A 24056-nucleotide genomic window follows, 5' to 3' on the forward strand; every position below is an offset into this window, starting at 1 on the left:
CCCGGTTCCCTTCTCCTCAGCGTCCCAGGGCCTGCGGCGCGCCGCCCTCGTCGGTGCCCCAGACGTCCTCGTCCTCGGCCAGCCACGTGGTCCGTTCCCTGTCCCCGCTCTCCGTCTGCGGCCTCTCCCCCGCCCCGCCCATGGGTCCCATCGGCGGCATGAAGGGCGTGCTGCTGCTGGTCTGCGTCGACCTGGGGACGACGCGGTGCTCCTCGTCGTCGACGGTCGGCGTGGCGGCGGCCGTCCGGCCGGAGCGGCCGACCCCGGGCTCGATGACGGTCCTGGTGCGCTCGCCGGAGGTGCCGCCGGCCTCGCCGCCCGCGCCGCGCATCATCGGCGGGTACATCCCCGGCGAGCCCGCTCCCGTGCCGGTGCCGCCGGCGGAGGCGTCCACCAGGGCGTCGCTGCCCTGCGGACGGCCGAGCGCCGAGGCGAGGTCGTCCTGGTTGTAGAGGTTGTCGTCGAACACGGAGGAGTACGCGGAACCCGCCGGGCCCGCGGAGCCGCCCGGGTCGTAGGCGGAGAGGTCGGGGGGCTCGGGAAGGTCGGCGATGCGCTGCCGGATCAGCTCGTCGATGTCCTTCTGATCGGCGTTGATCCGGTCGTACTCGGCCTGGATGTCGCGCATGCGCTGGTCGTACTCGGACTTGGCGTCCTTGCGCGCCTGCTCGGCCTCGGTGCGGGCCTCCTCCCGGTCCGCCTGGGCGTCGGCCTTCGCCCGGTCGTACTCGCTCCTGGCCTCGGCCTCGGCGGCGTCCGCCCGTTCCAGGGCCTCCCGTTCGGCGGCGTCGATCTCCGCGATCCGCCGGTCGTACTCCTCGCGGGCCACGTCCTGGTCGGTGCCGGCGGCGATCTCGCGCTGGTACTCCTGGCGTGCCTCGGCCCGCTCCTGCTCGGCGTCCTGCCGCGCCTGGTCCCGCTGCTCCTGGGCTTCGGCCTTCTCCTGCTCGTACTCCTGCCGCGCCGCCGCCTCCTGGCGGTCGGCCTCCTGGAGGGCGGCGTCGCGCTCGGCGCGGGCCTCGGCCTTCTGCTGCTCGTAGTCGGCCTGTGCGTCGGCCCTGTCGTTCTGGGCGTCCAGCCTGGCCTGCTGCTGCTCCCGCAGGGCCTCGCGGCGGGCCTCCTCCTGCTGGGCCTCCGCCCTGGCCTGCGCGTCGGTCTGTTCCTGCTGGGCGGCCTCCCGCTCGGCGGCGGCCTCCGCCTTGGCCGCTTCCTGCTCGCGTTCCGCCTCGGCCTTCGCCCGGGCCTGTTCCTGCTGGGCGGCTTCCTTCTCGGCGGCGGCCTCCGCCTTGGCGGCCTCCTGCTCGGCCTTCGCCTCGGCCTTGGCTGTCTCCTGCTCGGCCTTCGCCTCCGCCTTCTCCTTCTCCGCCTCTTCCTTGGCGGCGGCCTGTTCGGCCTTCGCCTCGGCCTTCTCCTTCTCCTGCTCGGCCTTGGCCTCCGCCTTCTCCTTCTCCGCCTCCGCCTTCGCGGCCTCCTGCTCCGCCTCGGCCTCCGCCTTCGCCCGGGCCTGTTCCTGCTCGGCCTTCTCCTTCTCGGCGGCGGCCTCCGCCTTGGCGGCCTCCTGATCGGCCTTGGCCTCGGCGCGGTCGGCCTCGGCCTGGGCCGCGGCCCGTTCCCGTTCCTTCTTCGCCTCGTCCTGCGCCTTCTGGTTCTGCGCGAGGACGAGCGCCTGCTGCTCGGCCGCAGCCTGCTTGGCTTCGGCCTTCTCCTTCTCGGCCTCTTCCTTGGCGGCAGCCTGCTCGGCCTTGGCCTCGGCCTTCTCCTTCTCCTGCTCGGCCTTCGCTTCGGCCTTCTCCTTCTCGGCCTCTTCCTTGGCAGCGGCCTGTTCAGCCTTGGCCTCGGCCTTCTCCTTCTCCTGCTCGGCCTTGGCCTCGGCCTTCTCCTTCTCGGCCTCCGCCTTCTCCTTCTCCCGCTCGGCCTTGGCCTCCGCCTTCTCCTTCTCCGCCTCCGCCTTGGCCTCGGCCTTCTCCTTCTCCGCCTCCGCCTTCGCTTCGGCCTTCTCCTTCTCGGCCTCCGCCTTCTCCTTCTCCCGCTCGGCCTTGGCCTCCGCCTTCTCCTTCTCCGCCTCGGCCTTCGCGGCCGCCGCCTCGGCTTCCGCCTTCTTCTTCTCGGCGTCGGCCTCCGCGTCCGCGGAGATCTCGGAGAGGGGGCGGTCGTCCTTGTCGGTGATGCTGGTGTCGAACGCCTTCTCGGCCGCCTTGAACGCCTTGTGGATCTCGACGATGGCCTCGGCGCCCGCCGTGCTGAGCCAGTCCTGCACGGACTGCTCCCACCGGCGCACCGCCTCGTCGGCGATCGCCTTCCACGTGGTCATCTCGCTCGGCTTGCCGTACGACTTGCCCTCGATGACGATGTCGTTCTGGAAACCGGCGGTCGACACCACGTAGTTGTGCCAGGAGGTGTACGGACCGGAGCCGCTGGACACCGTCTCGATGTCCGTCTTGTCGTACTGGGTGTCGAAGAGGGCCAGCCGGGCGTTCTGCAGCATGTCGTAGAGCCAGCGCTGCGGATTGCTCTCGGCCTTCCACGCGTTCCAGGCGTCGTAGAGCTTCTGCGCCTGGGCGAGGAGAACCCCCTGGGCCTCGGCGAGCGCCCGGGCCGGCTCGGAGGTCACCGTCACACCGTCGATGGTGACGGCGCTGGTGTCGCCGCCCTTGCCGTTGAGCTGGTCGGCGTAGCCCTCGTAGTTCCGGGCCAGTTTGTGGATGAGCTCCTTGAAGATGGCGGCCGACGTGCCGTCCCAGGAGTCGCTGCCCTCTCCGATGTTCTCGGTGTCCCAGGTGCCGATGGTGACCGCGCTGTCCTCGAAGAACTTGACGACCCGGTCGAAGGCCTTGGCCGATTCCGTGAAGGTGCGCAGGTCGACGTAGTCGGCGTCGTTCACCGGGTAGCCGCGGTTGCTGTACCCGTGGGTCGAGTAGGGCCACATGGTGAGCTGCGAGAGGGCGTCCCTGGAGCCGTAGACGTACCGGACCAGCGCGTTGGTGTTCCAGTCGAGCTTCTCGCCCTCTTTGTTCCAGCCGCCCTTGTCCTTCAGGCGCTCGCTCGTCTTCGTGTAGTCCGGGATCACGTCGTCCCCGCTCGGCGGCCAGTCCTGGCCGGACGCGAGGAAGGTGATGTAGGCGCGGTACCGGTAGAGGTACTTCCCCGGGGACACGTCCTGGGAGTCGTCGCTGGGGCGGTAGAACGGAATGGTGTAGTCGGTGTTGTGCGTCTTCCAGCCGCTCGAGGACAGGAAACCCGACGAGTACTCCGGGCCGCCGTGCTTGTCCAGCCGGACGTGGATCAGCGGGATGCCGTCGTTACCCTTCAGATCGTCGAACAACGTTTTCCGCTCCGGCAGAACATAGCCGGTGAGCATGTCAACCGCTTTTTTCCAGTTGTCGTTGTTGTTGTCCTCGGGGTTGGCCATCGCCGAACTCCGCTACTCTTCCTCTTGGGTGCCACCGGAATTTCCGAGATCACTGTCGACATCTTCGAAGATGTCCATGAAATCGTCCGGGGTGATGTTCTCGAGATTCTTGCCCTGGGCCTTGGCCAACTCGTCGATCGTGTCCCACAACGCCTGTTCGAGGTCCTCGAAGAGAACCGTCTGGTCCTCCAGGATGCGCACGACCTCGCCCGCGCCCTGCTGGATGACCTTGTTCAGGGCTCCCCCGCCGGCCGCGCTGTTCTCGCCGGCCATGAGGCCGATGACGAGCGGCTTCGCGGAGTCGATCGTCGTGGTCGAGATGCTGTCCGCGATGAACGTGATCGCCGGACCGGCGGTCGGACTGTCCTTGAGGATGTTCTCCAGGGTCGTCCGGAAGCCGTCGATCTGGTTATTGATGAAGTTCTTCAGGAATGTGCTGTCGAGGACCGTGACGGCCACGCGATCACCCTTCCGTCACCGGCCGGCGTCAGCGGCTGCCGATCCTGATGTCGCCCCACCGCTGCGACAGGTTCTGCTCCGTGTACCGGTAGTTGGAGGAGATGTCGGTGAGCAGGTGGGAGTGCTTGGCGAGCAGGTCCTTGATGTTCTGGACAGCGTTGTCCCACTTCGCCTGGACCTCGCTGTAGACGTCCCGGTCGTCACCGATCCAGCTGTTGCGGAGTTCGGCCAGCTCCATTTCCAGGTTGGCCAGAATGCTCATGATCGATTGAGACTGGCTGACCATGTCGTCCGCCGCGCCTTCGGCATGGTTGTAGTCGACGTAGATGTAGCCGTCGGAGAAGTCCATCGGATTCCTCTATTCACCGGGAGAACGACGAGAGTGGAAAGGCTCGGGGTCTGTCGGGTGCGCCGGGATCAGTTCGACGACGTGTTGGTGCCGTTGAGCTCGTCGAACACCTGCGTGGAGCGCGAGTACTCCGCGTCGATGGCGTCGTTGCTGGATCCCTGCACCAGCCCGTGCTCCCGCAGGGTGCCGTTGAGCTCGTCGACCATCCGGTCCAGGTTGACCAGGATGGTGTCGACGTGCTCGTCCCACTGCTCCAGCAACCTCTTGTACTTGCCGCCGTCCACGCCGCCGTAATTCGAGGCGAGCGTGTGCGCCGTGGTCTGGACGTCCTGCTGACAGCGCTGAACACCGGAGAATGCCTGTTCCAGCGCCATGATCCCGTTACGGGTCGCGCGTTCTTCGGACTGCTGCATGGCCATGAGAGAACTCCCTTTTCGGCGACACTCACCGGGCTGCGGCCCCCACCTCACTCCGTGGGCAGACAGAGCGCCCCTGCGATCACGACCGACTCACCGGGGGCATGGGGTGGCCAGATGCTATGCAGGCCGCAACTTGTTTGGCAATTACCACCGGAACCGCGAAGTCCCTTATTCGGGAGCTCAATTGAGCAATGACCCGGAATATGCGCCGCTCAAGTGAGCGGCACGGTGATTCCGGCCGGACAGATCGGGCATCGGCACCGTCCGCCGGAGCCCGCCGGGTGTCCGGCTTAACGTGGAGTGACCACGCGGACGCGAAGAATTTCCCTTCCGGACGGCCGCCGGCGGGGCCCGGTCGTCCCCCTCCCGCCCGCTACCGCCCGGGGCACCGCAGCGTCACCCGTGCCTCGCCCTCGGACGCCGCCTCGGGGGTCAGGTCCGGGCCGCTGGGCAGCATCGCCAGCATCGGGGACGGCATCGTCCGCGCCTCGACGCCCTCGTAGCCCAGCGCCGTCACCGCCTCCTGGGACAGCAGGCGGTACTTCACGCCCTCGTCCGTCACCAGGTACGTGGTGTCGCCCAGTGCGCTGCCGCTCGCGCTCAACGCCCTGACCAGCGCGCCCTTTCCGGCCCGTACGGCGATGGAGTCGACCTTCAGGCAGCCCGGTTCGACCTCGGGCGCCGGCGCCTGCACGGTCCGGGGCAGGGCGCTCGCGGGCAGCACCGAGGCACCCACCCGTACGCCGGAGTCCGCGGAGTCGACCTCGGCGCAGGCCACGGAGCCGGTGGCGACGGTGACCGCCGCCGGCGGCTGCGCGGGCAGCTTCGCCGACTGCGCGTTCCGCGCCTCGGGGGCGAGGTGCCCGGCCAGGGTGTCCGCGCCGAGCGTCGCCACGGTCGCGGCGTCCCCGCCGTACGCCTTCTCCCGCGTCCGCGGGTCGCCCAGCAGGAGGGTGGCCCCGGTGTCGGTGAGGGGGACCAGCCCCTCCCGCGTGAGCAGGTGGTGGCGGGCGGCGGAGCCCGGTACGCCGACCTTGAAGAGCTGCCCGATCCTGGTGCTCCGCCCGGCCAGTTCGGGGCCCTCGTCGCCCCGGCCGGGCACCTCGGCGGGGGCCAGGTCGGGTCCCAGCGGGAAGGCGTCGAGGAAGGCCGCGGAGACGGGACGCGGCGTGACGTCGCCGTACCCGAGGGCCTCGGCCGCCTTCGCCCGCTCGTCCAGGCGCAGCCGGCTGCCCTGCCACAGCAGGTACGTGGCGTCGTCCGGGCCGGCGACCAGCACGCCCTCGTTCTCGCCCAGTCGCCTGCCGCCGGGCACGTCCCGCGGGGCCCCGGCGCCCAGCGCGAGTGTCGTGGTCGCCGTGACGACGCCCGTCGTCCGCGGGAGGACGCCGGAGCAGACCAGCCAGGGGGCGCGGTCCAGGTCACCCGTCCCCGGCAGTGCCTCGGGCCCGTCGGGGATGCCGACGGGTGTTCCGTGCGGGGTGCCGGCCAGCGAGGACGTGCCCACCGTGGTGACGCCGATGTCGCCGCCGGTGACCAGCCGGGCCGAGGCGTAGTTGCGCACCGGGCGCAGCCGCCCGTCCAGGTACAGGTAGCGCGCGCCGGTCTGCTTGTCGACGATCAGGTTCTCCCCCGAGCGCCACGAGTCGTTGCCGCCGGGCTTGATGAGCCCGAAGACGAAGGCGCCGGCGCACACCAGCACGGCGACGATCACGCCGATCGCGGCACCGCGGTTGGTCCTGCCCAGCGGGCTCTCCGGGGCGTCCGGTTCGGCGCGCAGCATGGCCGAGGCCAACCGCCCCATGAGGAAGAGGTGCGCCTGTACTTGGTCGCGCTTGCTGTGCATGTCGCCGTTCTCCCGGGTCAGCCGTTGATGCCGCGGAGCCAGCCGTAGACGCCCATCGACCAGAGCGTCAGCGGCAGGATGCTGATGGCGGCGAGTGAGTGCAGCAGTTCGGCCGCGCGCCCCCAGTACGGGACGAGCCGCCGTCCGGGCACGGTCCACGAGGCGATGGTGATCGCGGCGGCCAGCCCCATCAGGCCGGCCGTCAGGACCATCCGGTCCGCCGGGTCGAGGGAGCGCGCGGAGACGAACAGCAGCAGGGCCACGCCCCAGGCCCCGGCGCAGGTCAGCGCGAGCCGCTGCCAGACGTTGCCCAGCCCCCGGCTGTGCAGCAGCAACAGCAGGGAGAGGGCCACGGCGGTGAGGATCTCGGCGAGGCCCGGCGCGGCCATGAGCGCCACCTGGCAGGGCAGGCACACCAGGCCGATGGCGCCGTAGAGGGCGGTCATCCAGCCGTCCGCCAGCGCGGAGCGCGCGTCGACGTCCGAGGAGGAGTACGGGTCGATGCCCTGCTGCAGCTGCTGGACGTTGGTCGGCAGGGGCGGCATCCGCATGCCGGCCAGCCGGAACGACAGGGACGGGACGAACCCGCCGAAGAGCACCACCACGACGGCCACCACGCCGGCCGCCTGTTCCGGCGCCAGGTCCAGGGTGATCAGGGCGGCGCCGAGCGCGCCCGCCGCCGCGACGCAGGCCGCGCCGATGAACAGCGCCGGGTACACGCCGACCGCCGCCAGGGCGAGCACCGCGCCCGCGCCGCCGGCCGCGGACGCCGCCAGCAGCCGCGCGCCGAGGACGGCCTCGCCGTCGGCGCCGCCCAGGTCGCCGCCGGGCAGCAGCCAGCCGGCCAGGGCGAAGTAGGGGGCCGCCATCAGGCCGAGCACCGAGCCGGCTCCGGCGTCCCCGACGGCACGGGAGGCGGAGCCCGCTCCGGCGATCAGCAGCAGTCCGGCGGCCGAGGCGGCGACGGCCCGTGTCCAGCCCGGCGTTCCCGGCATGGCCAGCAGCACGATGCCCAGCGCGAGGGTGGCCGCGGCCAGTCCGCGCAGCAGCCGCCGGCCGGCCTCCGGGCTCCAGCCGTGCGGCCTGCGGCCCATGCCGTCGAAGATGCCGTCGACCAGGTCGTCGATGTGCACCTCGGGCAGCGCCTCGGTGCGCGGCCGCAGATAAAGCTCCTCTCCGTCCCGCAGACCGAGGGAGTCCAAGGTACTCTCGGGGTCGAGCGGTGGACCGCCGAGGCGTTGGAGCACCCAACCTCCGTGCTCCAGGCCGGACTCCTCCAGGCCGTCCCCTCCGTAGCCGATCACCGTGGGCAGCAGATCGGCGACGGGAACGTCGGAGGGCACGGCCAGGTCGACGGTCCTGGCCGGAGCACGTACGGTGACGCGGCACAGGCTCGCCGTCTGAATCTCACTCATGGGTTCGGGGTTCACACTTTCTGGCGGACCACGCCATACGCGGTGGCTGGAAGGTGGCAGCGGCACGCCGGTCGGTCGCCGAATGCGACGGAAAAGCCGGACGGGGCATGCGCCGACGAGTTTGACCGTACGCCGGGCTTTTCGCAACACCACTCCGGGAGTTCAGCGCTACGGAACCCCACGGCAATTCTCCCGCCGCCGCAGCGCGGGACTCTGACTCTTTACGGAAAACCCGCGACGTTCCCGCGAGGTTCCCCGGAATTCCTTCCGAAATCGTTGAGGAGGACGTTCGTTGAGCGTGATCCTGTTCCGCCGGCCGGCCCGCCGCAAAGGGCCGGAAATGCCCTCGGGGGAACTGAGTCTCCAGGAGCCGCCGACACTTCCGGAGGTCGTGCCGGACAGCTCCGCGGTGTGGACGTATCTGCCGATGGCGCTGATGTCGGTCTCCATGATGCTGATGTTCATGCGGCCGGGGATGAGCCGGGACAGCGGCGGATTCATCTACATCGCGCTCGGTGTGATGGTGATCGCGTCGGCGGGCATGATGCTCGGTCAGGTCATGCGCCGCAACGGCGAGCGCAAGCAGCGGATGAAGGGGGAGCGCCGCGACTACCTGCGGTACCTGCGGCAGACCCGGCGCATGGTGCGGGCGTCCATCGTCGAGCAGCAGCGCGCCCTGGCCTGGCGTCACCCGGAGCCCGACGCGCTGTCGTCGCTGGTGCGCAGCACCCGGCTGTGGGAGCGGCGGTCCTCGGACGAGGACTTCGCCGAGGTGCGGATGGGCGTGGGCGACCAGCGGCTGGCGATGAAGCTGACGCCGCTGTCGACCAAGCCCGTCGAGGACCTGGAGCCGCTGTCGGCGCACGCGCTGCGCAGCTTCACCCGGGCCTACTCCACCGTCAGGGACCAGCCCGTCGCGATCTACCTGCGGGCCTGGTCGAAGGTGCTGTTCCGCGGGGACGAGGAGCGGATACGCGCCCAGGTCCGGGCCCTGCTCGGGCAGTTGGCGGTGTTCCACTCCCCCGACGACCTGTGGATCGCGCTGTGCGTCTCGGACGAGCGGCGCTCCGAGTGGGAGTGGGCGAAGTGGCTGCCGCACAGCCTGCACCGGCACGAGGAGGACGGCGCCGGACCGGCCCGCATGATCGCCTCGGCCTTCACCGAACTGGAGAACCTGCTCGGTGCCGAGTTCCTGGAGCGGCCGGGCGCCGACCCCGACGCGGTCCCGGGACGGGAGGAGCCGTACACGGTCGTCGTGATCGACGGCTGCACGGTGCCGGCGGGGCACCGCTTCGACGGCCACGGGTTCCGCAACGCGGTGGTGCTCGACCTGACCGGGGCGCTCGCGTGGAAGCCCGGGCGGACCACGCTGCGCCTGGAGGTGGACGACAGCGGTGTCGCGCTGGTGCGCACCGACCGCGACCGCAAGGAGCAGTCGACGGTGCTCGGCCGGCCCGACCGGCTGGGCACGGCGGGGGCGCTGGCGCTCGCCCGGCTGCTGGCCCCGTACCGGATGAGCGTGGGCGGCGACGACTCCAGGCCGCTCGCCGACGACGTCGAGCTGACCTCGCTGCTGAACATCCCCGACCTGCACCGGCACGACCCGGCCACGCTCTGGGAGCGGGCGACCGGCAGTGCCCGGCTGAGGGTGCCGATCGCGGTGAGCGGTGAGGGCAGGCCGGTGGAGCTGGACATCAAGGAGTCGGCGCAGGGCGGTACGGGACCGCACGGCATGCTGATCGGCGCGACCGGCTCCGGCAAGAGCGAGCTGCTGCGCACCCTGGTGCTGGGACTGGCGCTGACCAACTCCTCCGAGACGCTGAACTTCGTCCTCGTCGACTTCAAGGGCGGCGCCACCTTCCTCGGGCTCGACGAGCTGCCGCACACCTCGGCGGTCATCACCAACCTCGCGGACGAGGTGGCGCTGGTCGCCCGGATGCAGGACGCCCTGCACGGGGAGCTGATCCGGCGGCAGGAGCTGCTGCGCGCCGCCGGGAACTACACCTCCGCGCTGGAGTACGAGAAGGCGCGGCAGTCCGGGACGCCGCTGCAGCCGCTGCCCAGCCTGTTCGTGGTGGTCGACGAGTTCAGCGAACTGCTGGCCTCGCACCGCGACTTCATGGAGCTGTTCGTGATGATCGGCCGGCTCGGGCGCAGTCTCGGGGTCCATCTGCTGCTCGCCTCGCAGCGGCTGGACGAGGGCCGCATGCACCAGTTGGAGAGCCACCTGTCGTACCGGATCGGTCTGCGGACGTTCTCCGCGATGGAGAGCCGGGGGGTGCTGGGCGTGCCGGACGCCTACGAGCTGCCCGCGCAGCCGGGTGCCGGTTTCCTCAAGAGCGGCGTCGACGCGCTCACCCGGTTCCGGGCCGCGTACGTCTCGGGCCCGTACCGGCGGCGCCGGGCCGTCGTGCAGGCGCAGGTGGCGCGTCAGGTGGTGCCGTGGACGGCGGAGTGGGTGGTGCCGCGCGCGCCCGCGGACCCGGATCCGGCGGGCGAGCCCGACGCGCCGGAGCCCGGGCCGGGGGGCGAGGAGGACGGCGGCGGGGAGACGCTGCTGTCGGTGGCGCTCGACCGGCTGCGCGGGGCGGGACCGCCCGCCCACCAGGTGTGGCTGCCGCCGCTGGGCCGGCCGGCCACCCTGGACCAGATCCTGCCTCCGCTGGCACCCGACCCGCGGTACGGCCTGACCACCGCGGACTGGCCGCTGCGGGGGCGCCTCACGGTGCCGGTGGGCGTGGTGGACCGGCCCTTCGACCAGTTGCGCGACCTGCTGACCGTGGACCTGTCGGCGGCCGGCGGCCACGTGGCCATCGCCGGGGGGCCGCAGAGCGGCAAGAGCACGCTGCTGCGGACCCTCATCACCGCGCTGGCCCTCACCCACACACCACGCGAAGTGCAGTTCTACTGCCTGGACTTCGGCGGCGGCACACTGGCCGCGCTGGACGAGCTGCCCCACATGGGCGGGGTCGCGGCACGGGTGGACACCGAGCGGGTGGGCCGTACGATCTCGGAGGTCACCACGCTGCTCGCCCGGCGGGAGCGGTTCTTCCTGGAGCACGGCATCGACTCCATGGCGACGTACCGCAAGCGGCGCGCGGCGGGCGAGTTCCCCGACGAGCCGCACGGGGACGTCTTCCTGGCCATCGACGGCTGGGCCACCGTGCGCCAGGACTTCGACCGGCACATCCCCACCTTCAACGCGCTGGCCGCCCGCGGGCTCAACTACGGGGTCCATCTGCTGGTCACCACCGCCCGCTGGGTGGAGCTGTCGTCCTCGGTGCGCGACCAGACCGGGACCCGGCTGGAGCTGCGGATGGGCGATCCGATGGACTCGCAGATCGACTCCCGGAAGGCGGCGACGATCCCGCGCAGCGCGGGGCGGGGACTGACCCCGGACAAACTGCACTATCTGTCGGCGCTGCCGCGCGTGGACGGGGTCGAGGACGCCGACGACCTCGCGGACGGGGTCGCGGGGCTGGTCGCGGCGATCGGCGAGAACTGGACGGGGCCCACCGCGCCGCGGGTGCGGATGCTGCCGTCGAGCCTGCCGGTCGAGGAGCTGCCGGAGCCGGCGGGCGAGCACGGCCTGCGGATCGCCCTCGGCCTGGACGAGAACGAACTGGCGCCGGTGTGGCACGACTTCGCCGAGAACCCGCACCTGATCGTGGTGGGCGACACGGAGAGCGGCAAGACGAACCTGCTGAAGCTGGTCGCGCGCGGCATCACCGAGCGGTACACGCCCGCCGAGGCGCGGATCATGACGGTGGACTACCGGCGGGAGCTGGTGGAGAGCGTTCCCGAGCCGTACCGGCTCGGACACGCCGTGTCCCTGGACATGCTGCGGGACCTGGTGGACGGGGCGGCGCGGGCGGTCAAGCAGCGGGTGCCCGGCGAGGACATCGCCCCGTCGCGGATGCGGCTGTGCGACTGGTGGCAGGGGCCGCGGCTGTTCATCCTGGTCGACGACTACGACATGGTGGGCGGCGGGCCGATGACGCAGCCGTTCGCCCCGCTCCTGGACCATCTGGCGCTGGGGCACGAGGTGGGGCTGCACCTGGTGGTGGCGCGGTCGTCGGCGGGCGCCGGGCGTGGCCTCAACGAGGCGTTGCTGCGGAGGTTGCAGGAGGTCAACACGCCCGGGCTGCTGATGTCGTGCCCGCCGAGCGAGGGGTACCTCTTCGGGAGCGTGAAGGGGCGGGAGCTGATTCCGGGGCGGGCGATCCGGATCGCCCGCCGGAAGACCCTGCAGGTGCAGACGGGGCTCGTGGGGGACGCGTCGTGAGGCGTCCGTCCCCCACGGGTGAGGACCTGCCCCCCGCGGGGCGGGCCGGTCACGGGTGCGGCGCGGCCCGGGGTTCGCGGGGTGCCTCCCCTGGGGCACGACCGGCCGCGGGAGCGGGGGTGGGGCTAGGGGGCGGTCGGGGGGCGCCAGTTGCGGGTGCGGCCCCGGGGGACGACCGCGGCCAGGGCCGCGAGCAGGAGGACCGTGGCCAGGCCCACGGCCGCGATCGTCAGGGAGCGGTGGTGCGGGGCGGGGTCGGCGGGGACCGGCATGCGGGCGGGGACCGCGCTCGGCGCGGGGGGTTCCGCGCGGTCCTGGACCAGGGACAGGGCGGCGTACGGGTCCAGGCGGGGGGTGTCCGACGGATAGGCGGTGTCGAGGAGGCGGCGGGTGACCTCGGCCGCCGTGAGGTCGGGGTGGTAGGCGCGTACGAGCGCGGCGGCGCCGGCGACGCCCGCCGCGGCCAGCGAGGCCCCGGAACCGATGTAGTGGCCGGTGCCCTCGGGGCCGACGCTGACCATCTCGCTGCCGGGCGCGGACAGGTCGGGCTCGTGGGCGGGCGGCGCGTTCCGCTGCCGTACGCCGCCGGGGCCGAAGTCCACGACGGCGAGCGCGCCGGGCGCCGCGGCCGGCCAGTACGGACCCTCCGGCATCTCGCCGTCGGGCCCCTGCTCCTCGCGGGGCACGGCGTCCGGGGCGGCCGGGGCGACGACCAGGGCGTCGCGCCGGGTGGCGTGGGCGACGGCGTCGGTGAGTTCGGCCTTGCCGACGGGCAGGGCCTGGCCGACGTAGATGACCCGGGCGCCGCGGTCCGCCGCCGTCCGGATGCCGGCGGCCACGCGCGCCACGGAGGGGACTCCGCGGTCGTCGGTGCCGGACAGGGCGAGGATCTCCGCCTGCGGGGCGACCCCGGTGATGCCGCTGCCCTTCTCCGGTGCGGCGGCGATCAGGCCGGCGGCGAACGTGCCGTGGCCCACGCAGTCCTCGGCCGCCCCGCCGACGGCCTGCACCCTGCCGGACAGGCTGGGCACGCCGGTGGCGACACCGGTGTCGACCACCGCGACGGTCACCCCGCCGCCGCGGGAGATCCGCTGGGCGCGGGAGAGGCCGAGCGCCGTCTGCGACCACGTCGCTCCGGTGGCCGTCTGCCCCGAGGCCCCGGTGCAGGGGTTGCCCTCGCCGAGCCGGACGGGCAGCGGGGGCAGCAGCGTGGCCCCCGGATCGCCGGCACCCGGACTCGCCGACGGGGCGGCGGGGGCGGCCGGGAGGGCGAGGGCCGGACCGGCGGTGACCGGCAGGACCACGGCGACCGCCAGCACGAGGCCCGCACTCCGGCCTTTCATGACATTCCGCATGATCCGCATGATAGGCACACAAGATGTACGGCGCACAACGCCAACTACCGCAGCAGCACAAGGAGGTTCGAGGCGTGGCACGGCAAATACTCACGGTCGGCCCGGAACGGTCGGACGGCTTCCAGACGATCGGTGAGGCACTGGCCCAGGCCCGCACCGGGGCGGTGATCCGGGTCCGTCCCGGCCGCTACGCCGAGAACCTCGTCATCCGGCACCGGGTGACGATCGTCGGCGAGGGCGAGCCGGGCACCGTCGAGCTCTGCCCGCGGGACGGCACCGCCGTCACCCTCATGGCCGACGCCGTGATGCTCAGCGCCCTGACCCTCCGGGGCCGCGACAAGGAGGCCGCGGTCGTGGACGTACCGGCCGGCCAGGCCGCCCTCGACGGGTGCACCGTGACCGGCGCCGGATGGACGGCGCTGCTGGTCCGGGGCAAGGGCTCGCTGGCCGCCCGCGGCTGCCGGATCGGCAACCCCGGCGGCGCCGGACTCGTCGACTCCTCGGAGTCCGAGAGCGTCGTCGAGGACTGTGTGTTCGAGAACTTCGGCACCTCCGCGGTGGTCATCGGCGAGACCGCCGGACCCCTCGTCCGCGACTGCCGCATCCGCGGCGCGCGGGCCAACGGCGTCCTGGCGAGCGGCGAGGCCCGGGGCACCGTGGAGGGCTGCGACATCTCCGGCACCGACAAGCCGGCCATCGCCCTGGAGGGCCACAGCTCGACGCGCGTGCTGCGGTGCGCCGTGCACCACGCCTCGGTGGGCCTGCTGGTGACCAGCATGTCCCGCCCGGAGATCGAGGAGACCTCCTTCGAGTCCCTCGCGCAGAGCGGCATCGTCATCTCCGGCGGGGCCGACCCGATGCTGCGCGGGTGCGTCACCCGGCGCACCAAGGCCAGCGGGCTGCTCGTCCTGGACCGCTCGCGCGGCACCCTGGAGGGCTGCTCGTTCCACGGCTCCACCGAGGCCGCCGTGCGGGTCGTCGAGGGCAGCGCCCCGCTGCTGCGGGACACCGTGGTGAGCGACTGCGCCGACACCGCCGGGGCGGTGCAGCTCGCGGACGACTCCACGGCCGAGTTCGAACGCCTGGAGGTCCTGGACGCGGCGGGCGTCGGCATCTCGGTGCGCTCCGCCGCCAACCCCCTGCTGCGCCGTGCCCGGGTCACCGGCGCGGGCGGCCACGGCATCGAGTTCACCGACGACGGCCGCGGCCGGCTCGAGCACTGCGAGGTCGAGTCCGCCGGCGGCTGCGCGCTGAGCATCGACGACGACTCCGACCCCGAGATCAGCGACACCGTGCTCGGCTCAGCCGCCCGCTCGGGCCTGCTCGTCGGCGAACGCGGCCGGGGCACCCTGCGGGACTGCGAGATCGGCGACAGCGCCGACGCCGGGGTCGGTGTGCGGGACGGCGCGGAGATCACCCTGGAGCGGGTCCGGGTGCACGGTTCGAGGGCCCACGGCGTCCAGGTGTCGCGCGGCGGCCGGGCCGTCCTCACCGCCTGTGAGATCACCGGCAGCACGGGCGACGGCGTACGGATCGACAGCGCCGAACCGGTCGACGTCACCCGGTGCGTCGTGCGCGACAACCGCGGCGCGGGACTGCGGCAGAGCCGCGCGAGCGAGCGGCTCACCGTCGAGCTGCTGACCAGCGCGGACAACGGCCTGCCGGACAGCTGGGGCGAGTCGGCCGGAACGGCCGGCGGGGACGGCGCCCCGGGCGGGTCCGGCGAGGAGCCGGAGTTCCGGGGCCCGCTGGCCGAACTGGAGTCGCTCGTCGGCCTGGAGAACGTCAAGCACCAGGTGAACACGCTGGTCAACCTGAACCAGCTCGCGGAGCGCCGGCGACGGCTCGGCATGCCGGTCCCGTCCATGAGCCGGCACCTGATCTTCGCCGGGCCGCCCGGAACCGGCAAGACCACCGTCGCCCGCCTCTACGGCAGCATCCTCGCGGACCTGGGCGTGCTCAGGAGCGGACACCTGGTCGAGGTCGCCCGCGCCGACCTGGTCGCGCAGGTCATCGGCGGTACGGCCATCAAGACCACCGAGGCGTTCACCAGCGCGCTGGGCGGGGTGCTGTTCATCGACGAGGCCTACACCCTCACCGTCGAGGGGACGTCCAACGACTTCGGCCGCGAAGCCGTCGACACCCTGCTGAAACTGATGGAGGACCACCGCGACGACGTGGTCGTGGTGGCGGCCGGCTACTCCGAGCAGATGGAGTCGTTCCTGACCGCCAACCCGGGTCTCGCCTCCCGGTTCACCCGCACCATCGAGTTCGGCAACTACACGGTGGAGGAACTGGTGACGATCACCGAGAGCCTCTGCCACCGGCACCGGTTCGAGCTCGGACCGCTGACCCGGGAGGCCCTCGCCGTACGCTTCGAGCGGATGACGCGCGACGCGACCTTCGGCAACGGCCGCGCGGCCCGCGGCGTGTTCGAGGACATGGTGGACCGGCAGGCGTTCCGGCTGGCGGCCATGACCGACCCGGCGGAGGACGACCTGACGCTGCTGCTGCCGCAGGACGTCGGCGACGCGGAGGCGGCGGCCGTCGGCGGCGGCCCGGCGCAGGACGCCGGCGACGCCTCCGACCCGATGGCCGAACTCACCGCCATGGTGGGGCTCGCCGCCGTGAAGCGGGAGGTCGCCGACCTGGTCAGTCTGCTGGCCAACGCCCGGCAGCGGATCGCCGCGGGGCTGCCCGCGCCCCGGATCAGCAACCACCTCGTCTTCAGCGGGCCGCCCGGCACCGGCAAGACCACCGTCGCCCGGCTGTACGCCAGGCTCCTGCACTCGCTGGGGGTGCTCCCCCGCGACTCCCTGGTGGAGGTGGCGCGGGCGGACCTGGTGGGCCAGTACGTCGGCCACACCGCCCAGCGCACAAAGGACGTCTTCACCAGCGCACTGGGCGGGGTGCTGTTCATCGACGAGGCCTACACCCTGACCCCCGAGGGATCGTCCAACGACTTCGGCCGCGAGGCCGTCGACACCCTGCTGAAGCTGATGGAGGACCACCGCGACGAGATCGTGGTCGTGGTCGCCGGGTACACCGAGGAGATGGCGCGCTTCCTCGCCTCCAACCCCGGTCTGACGTCCCGGTTCTCCAAGTTCGTGACGTTCGAGGACTACAGCACGGACGAACTGGTCACCATCGTGTCCCGGCACGCCGCGGCCTCCGGGTACGAGTGCGCCGACGCCACCGTCGAGGCGCTGCGCGCCCACGTGGACGCCATTCCGCGCGACCGGTCCTTCGGCAACGCGCGGCTCGCCCGGCAGTTGCTGGAGACGATGATGACGAGCCAGGCCCGCCGGCTGGGCGGACTGAGTTCGCCCAGTCTCACCGACCTCACGACGCTGCTGCCGGAGGACCTGCCCGTCCGGCAGGCCCTCGGGCAGCAGCCCTCCCGGTGAAGACGGACGCCCGCCGGCCGGTGCCGGCGGGCGTCCGCTGCGCTGTCGCGTCCCTCAGACGTTGAACTTGACGCTCTCCAGCCACACGTCCGGCTCCAGCGACCCGCCGAACCTCCAGCCCTCGGCCGACTCGCACAGGTAGGCGCCCCAGTCATGCCCGCCGAGCTTGTGGTGGTGGCAGACGTTGCCGTCCGCGACGCCGACGGCGTAGCCGCTGAGGTTCGGCGCGTTCGAGGAGGCGCTGCCCAGCAGCAGGTCCGTCCCGTCGGCCGCACTCGACCACGCGGTCGTCCATCCGTCCTTCTGGACGTACTCGTTGGCGGACACCCTCGTGGCGCCGACCACCGCGATGTTGATGGCCGTGATGGGCCGCCCCTGGCCCGCCACGGCCCCGTCGCACGCCGGGGTCGTCCAGCCGGCGCCCTTCATGTGGACCCGGTAGCAGATGTGCCGGCCGGGGTTCGACGCGGCCAGCCGCTGGGCGGCGTAGGCGGCGGTGTTCGCCGGGAGCCTGGGCGCCTCGCGCTCCTCGGTCCGGGGCTCCGCCTTCTCCGTCTTCTTCTTCTCCGTCTTCTTCTCCGTCGCCCTGGGCGACTCGCTGACCGGGGCCGCCGGGCTCACCACCGGGGGCGCCTTCTCGACGACCGGGCTCGGCTTGGCGGACGGCTTCTTCGTGGCGGGCTCCGGGGTGGGCTCCGCCGGGGCGTAGTCGCCCTTCGGCACCTCCAGGGACTCCTCCTCGAGCAGCGTGCCGGACCCGGCGGCCACCGCCACGTCGTCCTTCTTCTGCCGCGAGTCGTCCGTGGCCCAGATCAGCAGCGGCACGGCGAGGAGGACGACGCCCGCGATGCCGGCGGCGGCGAGCAGGGGCTTCTTCGGGTTCCCGGACGGCGGTCCGTCCGCACCGGCGGCAGCGGCGGTTCCGCCGGCCCCGCCGGCCGCGGTCTCCGCGGCGGCCCGGACGCCGGTGGCCGGCCCGGCGGCGCTCTCGCCCTCCGCTTCCGGCCGCTCCTCCGCTTCCGGCCGCTCCTTCGAGGCGGACGCGACCGGTGCGGAGGCCGTCGCGGCCGGCTCCTCGGCCGCGGCGGCCGGGGCGGCGGGCTGCTCGGGGGCGGTCCCGCCCTCGGCGGTGTCCGGGACCGGCCGTGTCGTCCCCGCTCCCCCGGCCCCGCCCCCCTCGCCCGGTTCCGGCGCGGCCGTACGCCGCGCGGCCGGCGCCAGCATCGGGCCCGGGTCGGCCGCCGCCGACCCGAGGGAGACGGCCCTGCGGACGGACGAACCGCCCGTGCCGTCGGGCCCGTCGGGGGCGGGCGGTTTCTTCTGACTTGCCATCGTTCTCCTCGATCTGTGTGGACTGCGGGGTGATGGGTGGTCGTGCGGCGCGGCCCCGCCCGCTATCCGTCCTGGCCCACGGGCCCGGAACAGCGGTCCGGCCACAGCGGGCCGTCACCGGCGCGGAACCCCTTGGCCAGCGCCTCCTCCAGGTGGGTGAGGGCCTTGAGGTCCAGCCCGCTCAGTTCCTCCGACCCGTCCATGTAGGCGGTCGCGTTCCCGGGGAGCTCGCGCAGCAGGACGACGGAGGGGCCCGCGGGCGCGGTCCGCACCCCCAGGACCCGGAAGCCGGTCCCCGGCACGAAGACGATCTCCTCGTACGCCTCGGAACCGCCCGGCCGGTCGAGCAGGTGCCGTGCCTTGCGTCCGGTGACGGACCAGATGGCGTAGCGCACGGGGGCCCCGGCGGGGAGCGCCGAGGACCCGGCCAGGGCGCTGACCGGGGCGGGGTCGTGCAGCAGCGTGCCGACCGCCGGTTCGGGGCCGTCGGCGTCCCCGCCGCGCAGGGCCACGCCCCGGTAGGAGGGCAGCCGGCGCAGCGCGGACGCCAGACAGCCGGCGTAGGGCAGCAGGCGTCCCTCGCCGGTGCGCAGGTCCCGGATCAACGCGCGGTGGTGCAGCGGCCCTTCCTCGGTGGTGAGGTAGGCGTGCGCGGCGACGAGATCGGTCCGCGCCGCCTCCAGTTCGTGACCGCGCAGGGCGGGCATCCGGGTGAGCACCCGCGACACGGCGGCGGCGTGCCCCTCCCAGGCGCCGCCCGCGGCGTCCCGGAACGCGGCACGCTCGGCGGCCCCGCTGACGTGCCCGGGCACGAACGGGAGGGCGACGCGGTTCGGGGCGGGCGCTTCACCGCTCCGGCTCCGCGGTCCCGTCCCCGCCCCGGTACCCCCGGCCCGGCCGCCGTCCGGCCCCGGCCCGCCCCGCTCACCGGCGGCGCGCCCCGCTCCGCCGACGACGCCGTCGGCCCCGGGGCGCGCTCCGGCCGAGGAGGCGGTCCGGCGTCCCGCGGCCCCCTGACCCGCTCCGCCGTCCGGCGCCGCACCGGGCCCGGATGCCCTCCGCTCGCTCCCGGTGCCGGCCCCGGTCCGCGGCACCGCGGTGGGCCGCTCCTCCGGACGGGTCTTTGAGGACGCGGCGGGCGCGGCCGCCCCGGGCTCCGCTTCTTCCGCGGCGGCCTCCGGTGGCGCACCCTCCGCTCCCCCGGCACCGGCGGCATCCGGATCGCCGGCCGGAGGGGAATCCGGCGACGGGACGGGCCCGCCCTCCCGGAGGGCTTCCGGCGGCGCACCCACCGCACCGGCGACCGGTCGGCCGGGAGCCTCGGCACCGACTCGGACATCCGGCGACGCAACGGACCCGGTGTCCGAAGGCCCGTTCCCTCCGGCGGCCCCACCGCCCCGAAGGGCGTCCGGGGACGCGGCGGGCGGGGGCACCGGTATTTCGGGCTCGGCGGCCTGCGGACCGGTGGCGGCCGCACCGTCGGGCCCGGCCGCCCCGGCGCCGGGCCCGGCGGCCGGAAGGGCAGGGGCCGTACCGAGCGCCGCAGCCTCACCGGCCTCACCGGCCCGCGGACCGGCGACAGCCCGGCCGGACCCCCGCCCCGACACACCAGGCGGCACAGCACTGACGGACCCGCGACCCGCCCCGGCAACAGGCGGAACAGCAGCCGTACCGAGCGCCGCAGCCTCACCCGCCTCACCGGCCTCACCGGCCCGCGGACCGGCGACAGCCCGGCCGGACCCCCGCCCCGACACACCAGGCGGCACAGCACTGACGGGCCCGCGACCCGCCCCGGCGGCAGGCGGGGCAGGGGTGGTACCGGGGCCGCGGGACACGGTCGGCAGAACCTGACCGGGCCTGGCGGCCGACGGGCCGGCGGCGCCCGTACCGGACCCGGCCGCGGGCGGCGCGGCGGCCGGGCCGGACCCGTGGGTCCCCCGCCCGGGCGGGGGGACACGGCCGGGCCCCACCGCCGTGTCGGACCGCACGGGCCGGGCGGCGGTGACGTAGCGGATGCCCGGTATGCCGTGTTCGGCGGCCAGGCGGCGCAGGGCGCCGTCGCCCGCCAGGAGTCTGCCGCGGACCAGCAGGGTGGTGCGCGAGCGGACGTCGGTTCCCAGGCCCCGCACGAGGCGGGAGAGGGCGGGCAGCAGGGTGTCGTCCAACGGCTGTCCCGGCATGCCCAGTTCGATGGCGCACACCTCCGGGTCGACGGCCGGTCCGAGCGGCCCGGGACGGGGGCCGTCCGGTGCCCACAGGGCGAGACCGGCCCGGGTCACCGTCGCCTGCCAGCCGTCCGTCAGCCGTACCGTCCCCCGTTCGCTGCCGCCGAGGAGCCAGTCGGGCAGGTGGAGTTCCGTCGGCCTGGGGACGGGAGCCCGTCCCTCCGAGTCGACCGGCCCGCAGACCACGGACGGCACGAACGGCCGCCAGCTCGGCCTCCCGTCCAGCCCGACGAGCGTCGGCCGGGGAGGCGTTCCGGGCGGTGCGTGGTCGTCGAGCAGCGGCAGCCCGGTGAGCACCTCCACCTCGGTGCCCAGCAGGTCGGCGACCGACTGCCCGAGCCGCAGCAGGTCACGCCGGCCGCCGGGGGCGAGCCGGGCGCGGGCGCGCTCCGCCTCCGGCAGCCCGGCGAGGACGGCGGCGACCTCGTCGGCGGCGACGTCCTCCGCCTGCGGGGCACCGACCAGCACCGTCAGGCGCTCGAAGTCGACGGGCACGGAGAAGCACAGGTCGTCGGGGGCGGGCCCGGGCGCCCCGGCCGGGCGGATCACCACGCCCGCCGGGACACGCTCCACGACACAGCCGCCGGCCGTGCGCGTGGGCACCCGCTCCAGCGCCTCCTCCCAGACGGGCGCCGGCGCACGCCGGCCCGCCTTCCGGGGCTCCGCACCGGGCGTGAACCGCCACCACGCGCAGCCGGGGCGGGAGTCGCCGTGGACGAAGAGCGCGCCCCCGGGCGTGATCAGCACGGCCCCGTCCGGAGCCGTCACCTCCAGTTCCCAGGCGTCCGCGATCCTGCGGGCGACGCTGGGCCGGTCCGGCCGGTCGTCACCGGCGCCGGACATCACGAGCCGGATCCGGTCGGTGCCCCGCGCGCGGAGGGAGTCGAGGAGCGCGCCCAGCCGTGCCCAGTGGTCGGCGTCGGGCGCCCCGCCCCCGGCGGCGGAGCCCACGATCACCGTGACGACGCCCTCCTCCCGCCCGACGGCGCCCGCCACCTCGGCCACGACGTCCAGCGGGAACGAGTCGTCCTCGACCGAGCGGACCAGCAGCACGCCGTCGACGTCCTCGACCGGCGGGCCCCCGGCGCTCCGGTGCCCGGTGCCGTGCGCGCCGCCGGCCGGGCCCGCCGTGCCGCGGCGGTCCGGGCCGGAGCCCGACCTGCGTCCCCGGCCCGGCATCACGGACGACCAGCGGCTCACGCGTCCGTCCCCCGCACCGGGTGGACGGCCTCGGTCAGCACCCGCGCGGCGCGGCCCACGGGCGCGGCGGCGGGGGCCCGCTCCCCGGCACCGCCTCGGACCGCGTCCCGTACGGCGTCGGGTTCCAGCAGCATGCTCACCACGGCCGAGGGGTTCAGATACAGCACATGTCCTTCGGGGATACGCGTCACCAGGTCGTCGACGCCGACGAGTTCGAAGGCGAAGCGCCCCGCGGTGTGCAGGAACACCGACGAGGTGAACACCGGCACGGCCGGCGTCCCGTCCGGCGCCGCCGCACTCAGCGGACCGCCGCCCGGCGCCGTCAGCACGGCCACCTCGCGCCCCGCCAGCGCGGCCGGCACCGCCTCGCCGGGCCCGTATCCGGTCGACGCGAGCTGGACGGCGCGGTCCACCTCGTCCTCCGGTTCGGGCCAGCCGAGCGCGCGCGGGGACGGCCGGTACCCGGGGTTGTCCTCCCACTCGACGATCTCGCCGTCGAGGCCGGACCGCCACCGGCCGGTCATCGCCCACTCCGGGGGCTTCCCCTCCCCGGACCACATCGGGTCGACCACCCCCAGCCAGTGGTCCGGGGCGAGGCGGCCCGCCTCGCGGATGTCGTCCGGAACGGGCGGAAGCGCCTCGTCCTGCTGGCTCATCGCTGTCCTCGTTCGGTGGATCGGGGCGACGGCGCGGTCCGTGCCAGGTCGTCCGGGTCGTCGTGCCGGAGGAGGCGGCGCGCGGTCGTGGCGTCCGTGACGACTCCGGTGAGCAGTCCGGACCTCAGCACGGCGCGGACCGCGCCGGTGCCGCGGCCACCGGCGGTGACGCCGATCAGCTCCGCGACACCACGGAGTTCGGCGGCGCTGACGGCGATCGTGCGGGCGTTCAGCTCGGTGGGGATCACCCGGCCCGCGGCGTCCAGGACGTGGCCGGCCACCTCGGCGCACGCTCCCGCCTCCCGGAGCGTCTCCCGATCCCGCTCGGACAGGGCGTCGTACACCGCGGAGCGCGGGGCGTCCCACGCCCCGATGCCAACGACGGCCTTGGTGACCTGGCCGAACCGGTCCAGTGTCTCGGCGGTGGCGGGCTGGCTGCGCAGCACGGCGGCCGTCACGGCGTCGGGCAGGAGGAACGGGGTGTGCAGCGGGAAAGCCCTGCCCCCGCCCGCCGCGGCCGTACGGCGGACCGCGGTGATCGCGGTGTCATGGGCGAGGTCCCGCCCGTGCACCCCGGTCAGCTGGACCACGTCGCAGAGCGGCAGCCGCGTGACCGCCTCGCTGAGCGCGTCCGCCGCGTGGCTGCCGTCCAGCCCGAGGACGTCGCCCTCCTCGGCGATCTCCGAGAGCAGCCGGGCCGCCGCCGTGCCGAGCCAGCGATCGCCCTGCCCCTGGTCCGCGGACGCCGCCGCACCGCCTTCGCCGCGGCCCAGGTCGACAACGATGCCGTGTCGGAGTCCGAACCGCTCGGTCAGCGCCTGTCCGAGCGGGACGTCGATCTCGGCCGGGACGGTGATGTCGATCCGCACGATGTCGTGGGCCACGGCCGCGTCGAGGAGGCGGGCCACCTTGAACCGGCTGATGCCGAACTCCTTGGCGATCTCCACCTTCGACCGCTGCTCCAGGTAGAAGCGCCGGGCGACGGCGGCGGCGAGGAGCGTGTCGATCGGCGGGGGTAACGCCACCACCTCAGCCGATTCGGGCATGTCGTCTCTCCGCGCTCTCATCGTTCGTCAATTCAAGCCACTTCTCGGGCTAGTTCACCCGTGCGAAGTGAGCAGGATATGACGGAGAAGCGACATCAGAGTGACACCAGGGGCGTGAGTGACTGCTGGGACCGAACTTTCCACGCTCCGGGCGGTCGCCCGCCGGCACCTCGGGGAGCCCCGTGCCGCGCGGCATCGGCGTGAGTGCGTACCGGCCGGCCGCGCGGGTCGGAACGAAGAGCGCTCGTCGGCCGGAGCCGGGTGCTGCCGGGCCCCCGAGTGCCGACGGGAATGAGCAGCGGTCCCGGACCACGGGCACGTGATGTCGTCGGCGCACCTCTTTCATCCTGTGTCGCGGGGTGAAACGAGCTGGTCGGCGGGGGCGTCGAACGGGCGTCACGGCCCAGCGGGCTCCAAGCGGACCCTGCATGTGGCATGGGCGTCGTACCTGGGTCGAGGCTCCCGGCGGACGGACCCTGCCGGCCGGTGTCCCGCCCGGGATCCGCCGTCCAGGACTGCGCGCAGCAAGGCCGGATCGCCGTCGCCGGTGTCCGCCGCTCCTCGCAGGACGGTGCGGAGGCAAGGGCGGTCGGCATGACCGGTGAGGACCGTGGCGAGCGCGACGGCCGCCGTGGTGGCCCCGGCGTCCGCCG

At 73.8% G+C, this 24056-nt stretch carries 13 protein-coding genes; 2 read left to right on the plus strand and 11 right to left on the minus strand.

Translation table 11 applies throughout. The features are described 5' to 3' along the window. Positions 1-16 precede the first annotated feature (16 nt). The 6 genes from ACIF8T_RS15225 to eccD form a co-directional block, all read right to left on the minus strand. Positions 17-3409 (minus strand): AAWKG family protein, encoded by a 3393-nt coding sequence (locus tag ACIF8T_RS15225; protein ID WP_400035067.1) that lies wholly within the window; start codon positions 3407-3409, stop codon positions 17-19. A gap of 12 nt (positions 3410-3421) precedes the next feature. Then, positions 3422-3868, minus strand: coding sequence for a type VII secretion system-associated protein (locus ACIF8T_RS15230; protein WP_400035069.1), 447 nt, complete (start codon positions 3866-3868; stop codon positions 3422-3424). Positions 3869-3896: 28 nt separating this feature from the next. Further along, positions 3897-4217 carry a WXG100 family type VII secretion target gene (locus ACIF8T_RS15235; RefSeq protein WP_400035071.1) on the minus strand — a complete coding sequence of 107 codons (321 nt, stop codon included), beginning with the start codon at positions 4215-4217 and terminating at the stop codon, positions 3897-3899. Positions 4218-4285: 68 nt separating this feature from the next. Then, positions 4286-4630, minus strand: coding sequence for a hypothetical protein (locus tag ACIF8T_RS15240; protein ID WP_400035073.1), 345 nt, complete (start codon positions 4628-4630; stop codon positions 4286-4288). Between the two features lie 379 nt (positions 4631-5009). Beyond that, positions 5010-6482, minus strand: a complete 1473-nt coding sequence (gene eccB / locus ACIF8T_RS15245; RefSeq protein WP_400035075.1) for a type VII secretion protein EccB — start codon at positions 6480-6482, stop codon at positions 5010-5012. 17 nt (positions 6483-6499) lie between these two features. Then, on the minus strand, positions 6500-7897 hold the full coding sequence (gene eccD / locus ACIF8T_RS15250) for a type VII secretion integral membrane protein EccD (protein ID WP_400035077.1): 1398 nt from the start codon (positions 7895-7897) through the stop codon (positions 6500-6502). A 340-nt stretch (positions 7898-8237) separates the two neighbouring features. On the opposite strand from eccD, the gene eccCa reads away from it, so the two are divergent. Next, positions 8238-12182 carry a type VII secretion protein EccCa gene (eccCa, locus tag ACIF8T_RS15255; RefSeq protein ID WP_400035336.1) on the plus strand — a complete coding sequence of 1315 codons (3945 nt, stop codon included), beginning with the start codon at positions 8238-8240 and terminating at the stop codon, positions 12180-12182. A 125-nt stretch (positions 12183-12307) separates the two neighbouring features. On the opposite strand, the gene ACIF8T_RS15260 is transcribed toward eccCa, so the two are convergent. Continuing rightward, positions 12308-13537, minus strand: coding sequence for a S8 family serine peptidase (locus ACIF8T_RS15260; protein WP_400035079.1), 1230 nt, complete (start codon positions 13535-13537; stop codon positions 12308-12310). Positions 13538-13611: 74 nt separating this feature from the next. Here ACIF8T_RS15260 and ACIF8T_RS15265 point away from each other — a divergent pair, with 74 nt between their 5' ends. Then, entirely contained in the window at positions 13612-16944 is a 3333-nt protein-coding gene (locus tag ACIF8T_RS15265) for a right-handed parallel beta-helix repeat-containing protein (protein ID WP_400035081.1), read from the plus strand. A gap of 54 nt (positions 16945-16998) precedes the next feature. Here the strand turns inward: ACIF8T_RS15265 and ACIF8T_RS15270 are convergent, their stop codons facing one another. The 4 genes from ACIF8T_RS15270 to ACIF8T_RS15285 all read right to left on the minus strand — a co-directional run bounded on the left by ACIF8T_RS15270 (position 16999) and on the right by ACIF8T_RS15285 (position 23403). Continuing rightward, positions 16999-18276 carry a hypothetical protein gene (locus ACIF8T_RS15270; protein WP_400035083.1) on the minus strand — a complete coding sequence of 426 codons (1278 nt, stop codon included), beginning with the start codon at positions 18274-18276 and terminating at the stop codon, positions 16999-17001. A gap of 62 nt (positions 18277-18338) precedes the next feature. Next, the gene (locus ACIF8T_RS15275) at positions 18339-21701 is read right to left on the minus strand and encodes a hypothetical protein (protein WP_400035085.1); all 3363 of its coding nucleotides are present in this window, start codon (positions 21699-21701) and stop codon (positions 18339-18341) included. After that, on the minus strand, positions 21698-22357 hold the full coding sequence (locus ACIF8T_RS15280; RefSeq protein ID WP_400035087.1) for a type VII secretion system-associated protein: 660 nt from the start codon (positions 22355-22357) through the stop codon (positions 21698-21700). Before ACIF8T_RS15280 ends, ACIF8T_RS15275 begins: the two co-directional genes overlap by 4 nt. Next, positions 22354-23403, minus strand: coding sequence for a sugar-binding transcriptional regulator (locus ACIF8T_RS15285; protein ID WP_400035089.1), 1050 nt, complete (start codon positions 23401-23403; stop codon positions 22354-22356). Before ACIF8T_RS15285 ends, ACIF8T_RS15280 begins: the two co-directional genes overlap by 4 nt. Positions 23404-24056: the final 653 nt, after the last annotated feature.

Source organism: Streptomyces sp. NPDC085946 (genome assembly GCF_044540485.1).
In the GTDB taxonomy this organism is placed as follows: Bacteria; Actinomycetota; Actinomycetes; order Streptomycetales; family Streptomycetaceae; genus Streptomyces.

Excerpts from the sequence above, each read along its gene's own strand:
- ACIF8T_RS15225 (WP_400035067.1), bottom strand. The coding sequence starts at position 3,409 with ATGGCCAACCCCGAGGACAACAACAACGACAACTGGAAAAAAGCGGTT.
- ACIF8T_RS15235 (WP_400035071.1), bottom strand. The coding sequence starts at position 4,217 with ATGGACTTCTCCGACGGCTACATCTACGTCGACTACAACCATGCCGAA.
- ACIF8T_RS15240 (WP_400035073.1), bottom strand. The coding sequence starts at position 4,630 with ATGCAGCAGTCCGAAGAACGCGCGACCCGTAACGGGATCATGGCGCTG.
- eccB (WP_400035075.1), bottom strand. The coding sequence starts at position 6,482 with ATGCACAGCAAGCGCGACCAAGTACAGGCGCACCTCTTCCTCATGGGG.
- eccD (WP_400035077.1), bottom strand. The coding sequence starts at position 7,897 with ATGAGTGAGATTCAGACGGCGAGCCTGTGCCGCGTCACCGTACGTGCT.
- eccCa (WP_400035336.1), top strand. The coding sequence starts at position 8,238 with ATGCCCTCGGGGGAACTGAGTCTCCAGGAGCCGCCGACACTTCCGGAG.
- ACIF8T_RS15260 (WP_400035079.1), bottom strand. The coding sequence starts at position 13,537 with ATGCGGAATGTCATGAAAGGCCGGAGTGCGGGCCTCGTGCTGGCGGTC.
- ACIF8T_RS15270 (WP_400035083.1), bottom strand. The coding sequence starts at position 18,276 with ATGGCAAGTCAGAAGAAACCGCCCGCCCCCGACGGGCCCGACGGCACG.
- ACIF8T_RS15280 (WP_400035087.1), bottom strand. The coding sequence starts at position 22,357 with ATGAGCCAGCAGGACGAGGCGCTTCCGCCCGTTCCGGACGACATCCGC.
- ACIF8T_RS15285 (WP_400035089.1), bottom strand. The coding sequence starts at position 23,403 with ATGCCCGAATCGGCTGAGGTGGTGGCGTTACCCCCGCCGATCGACACG.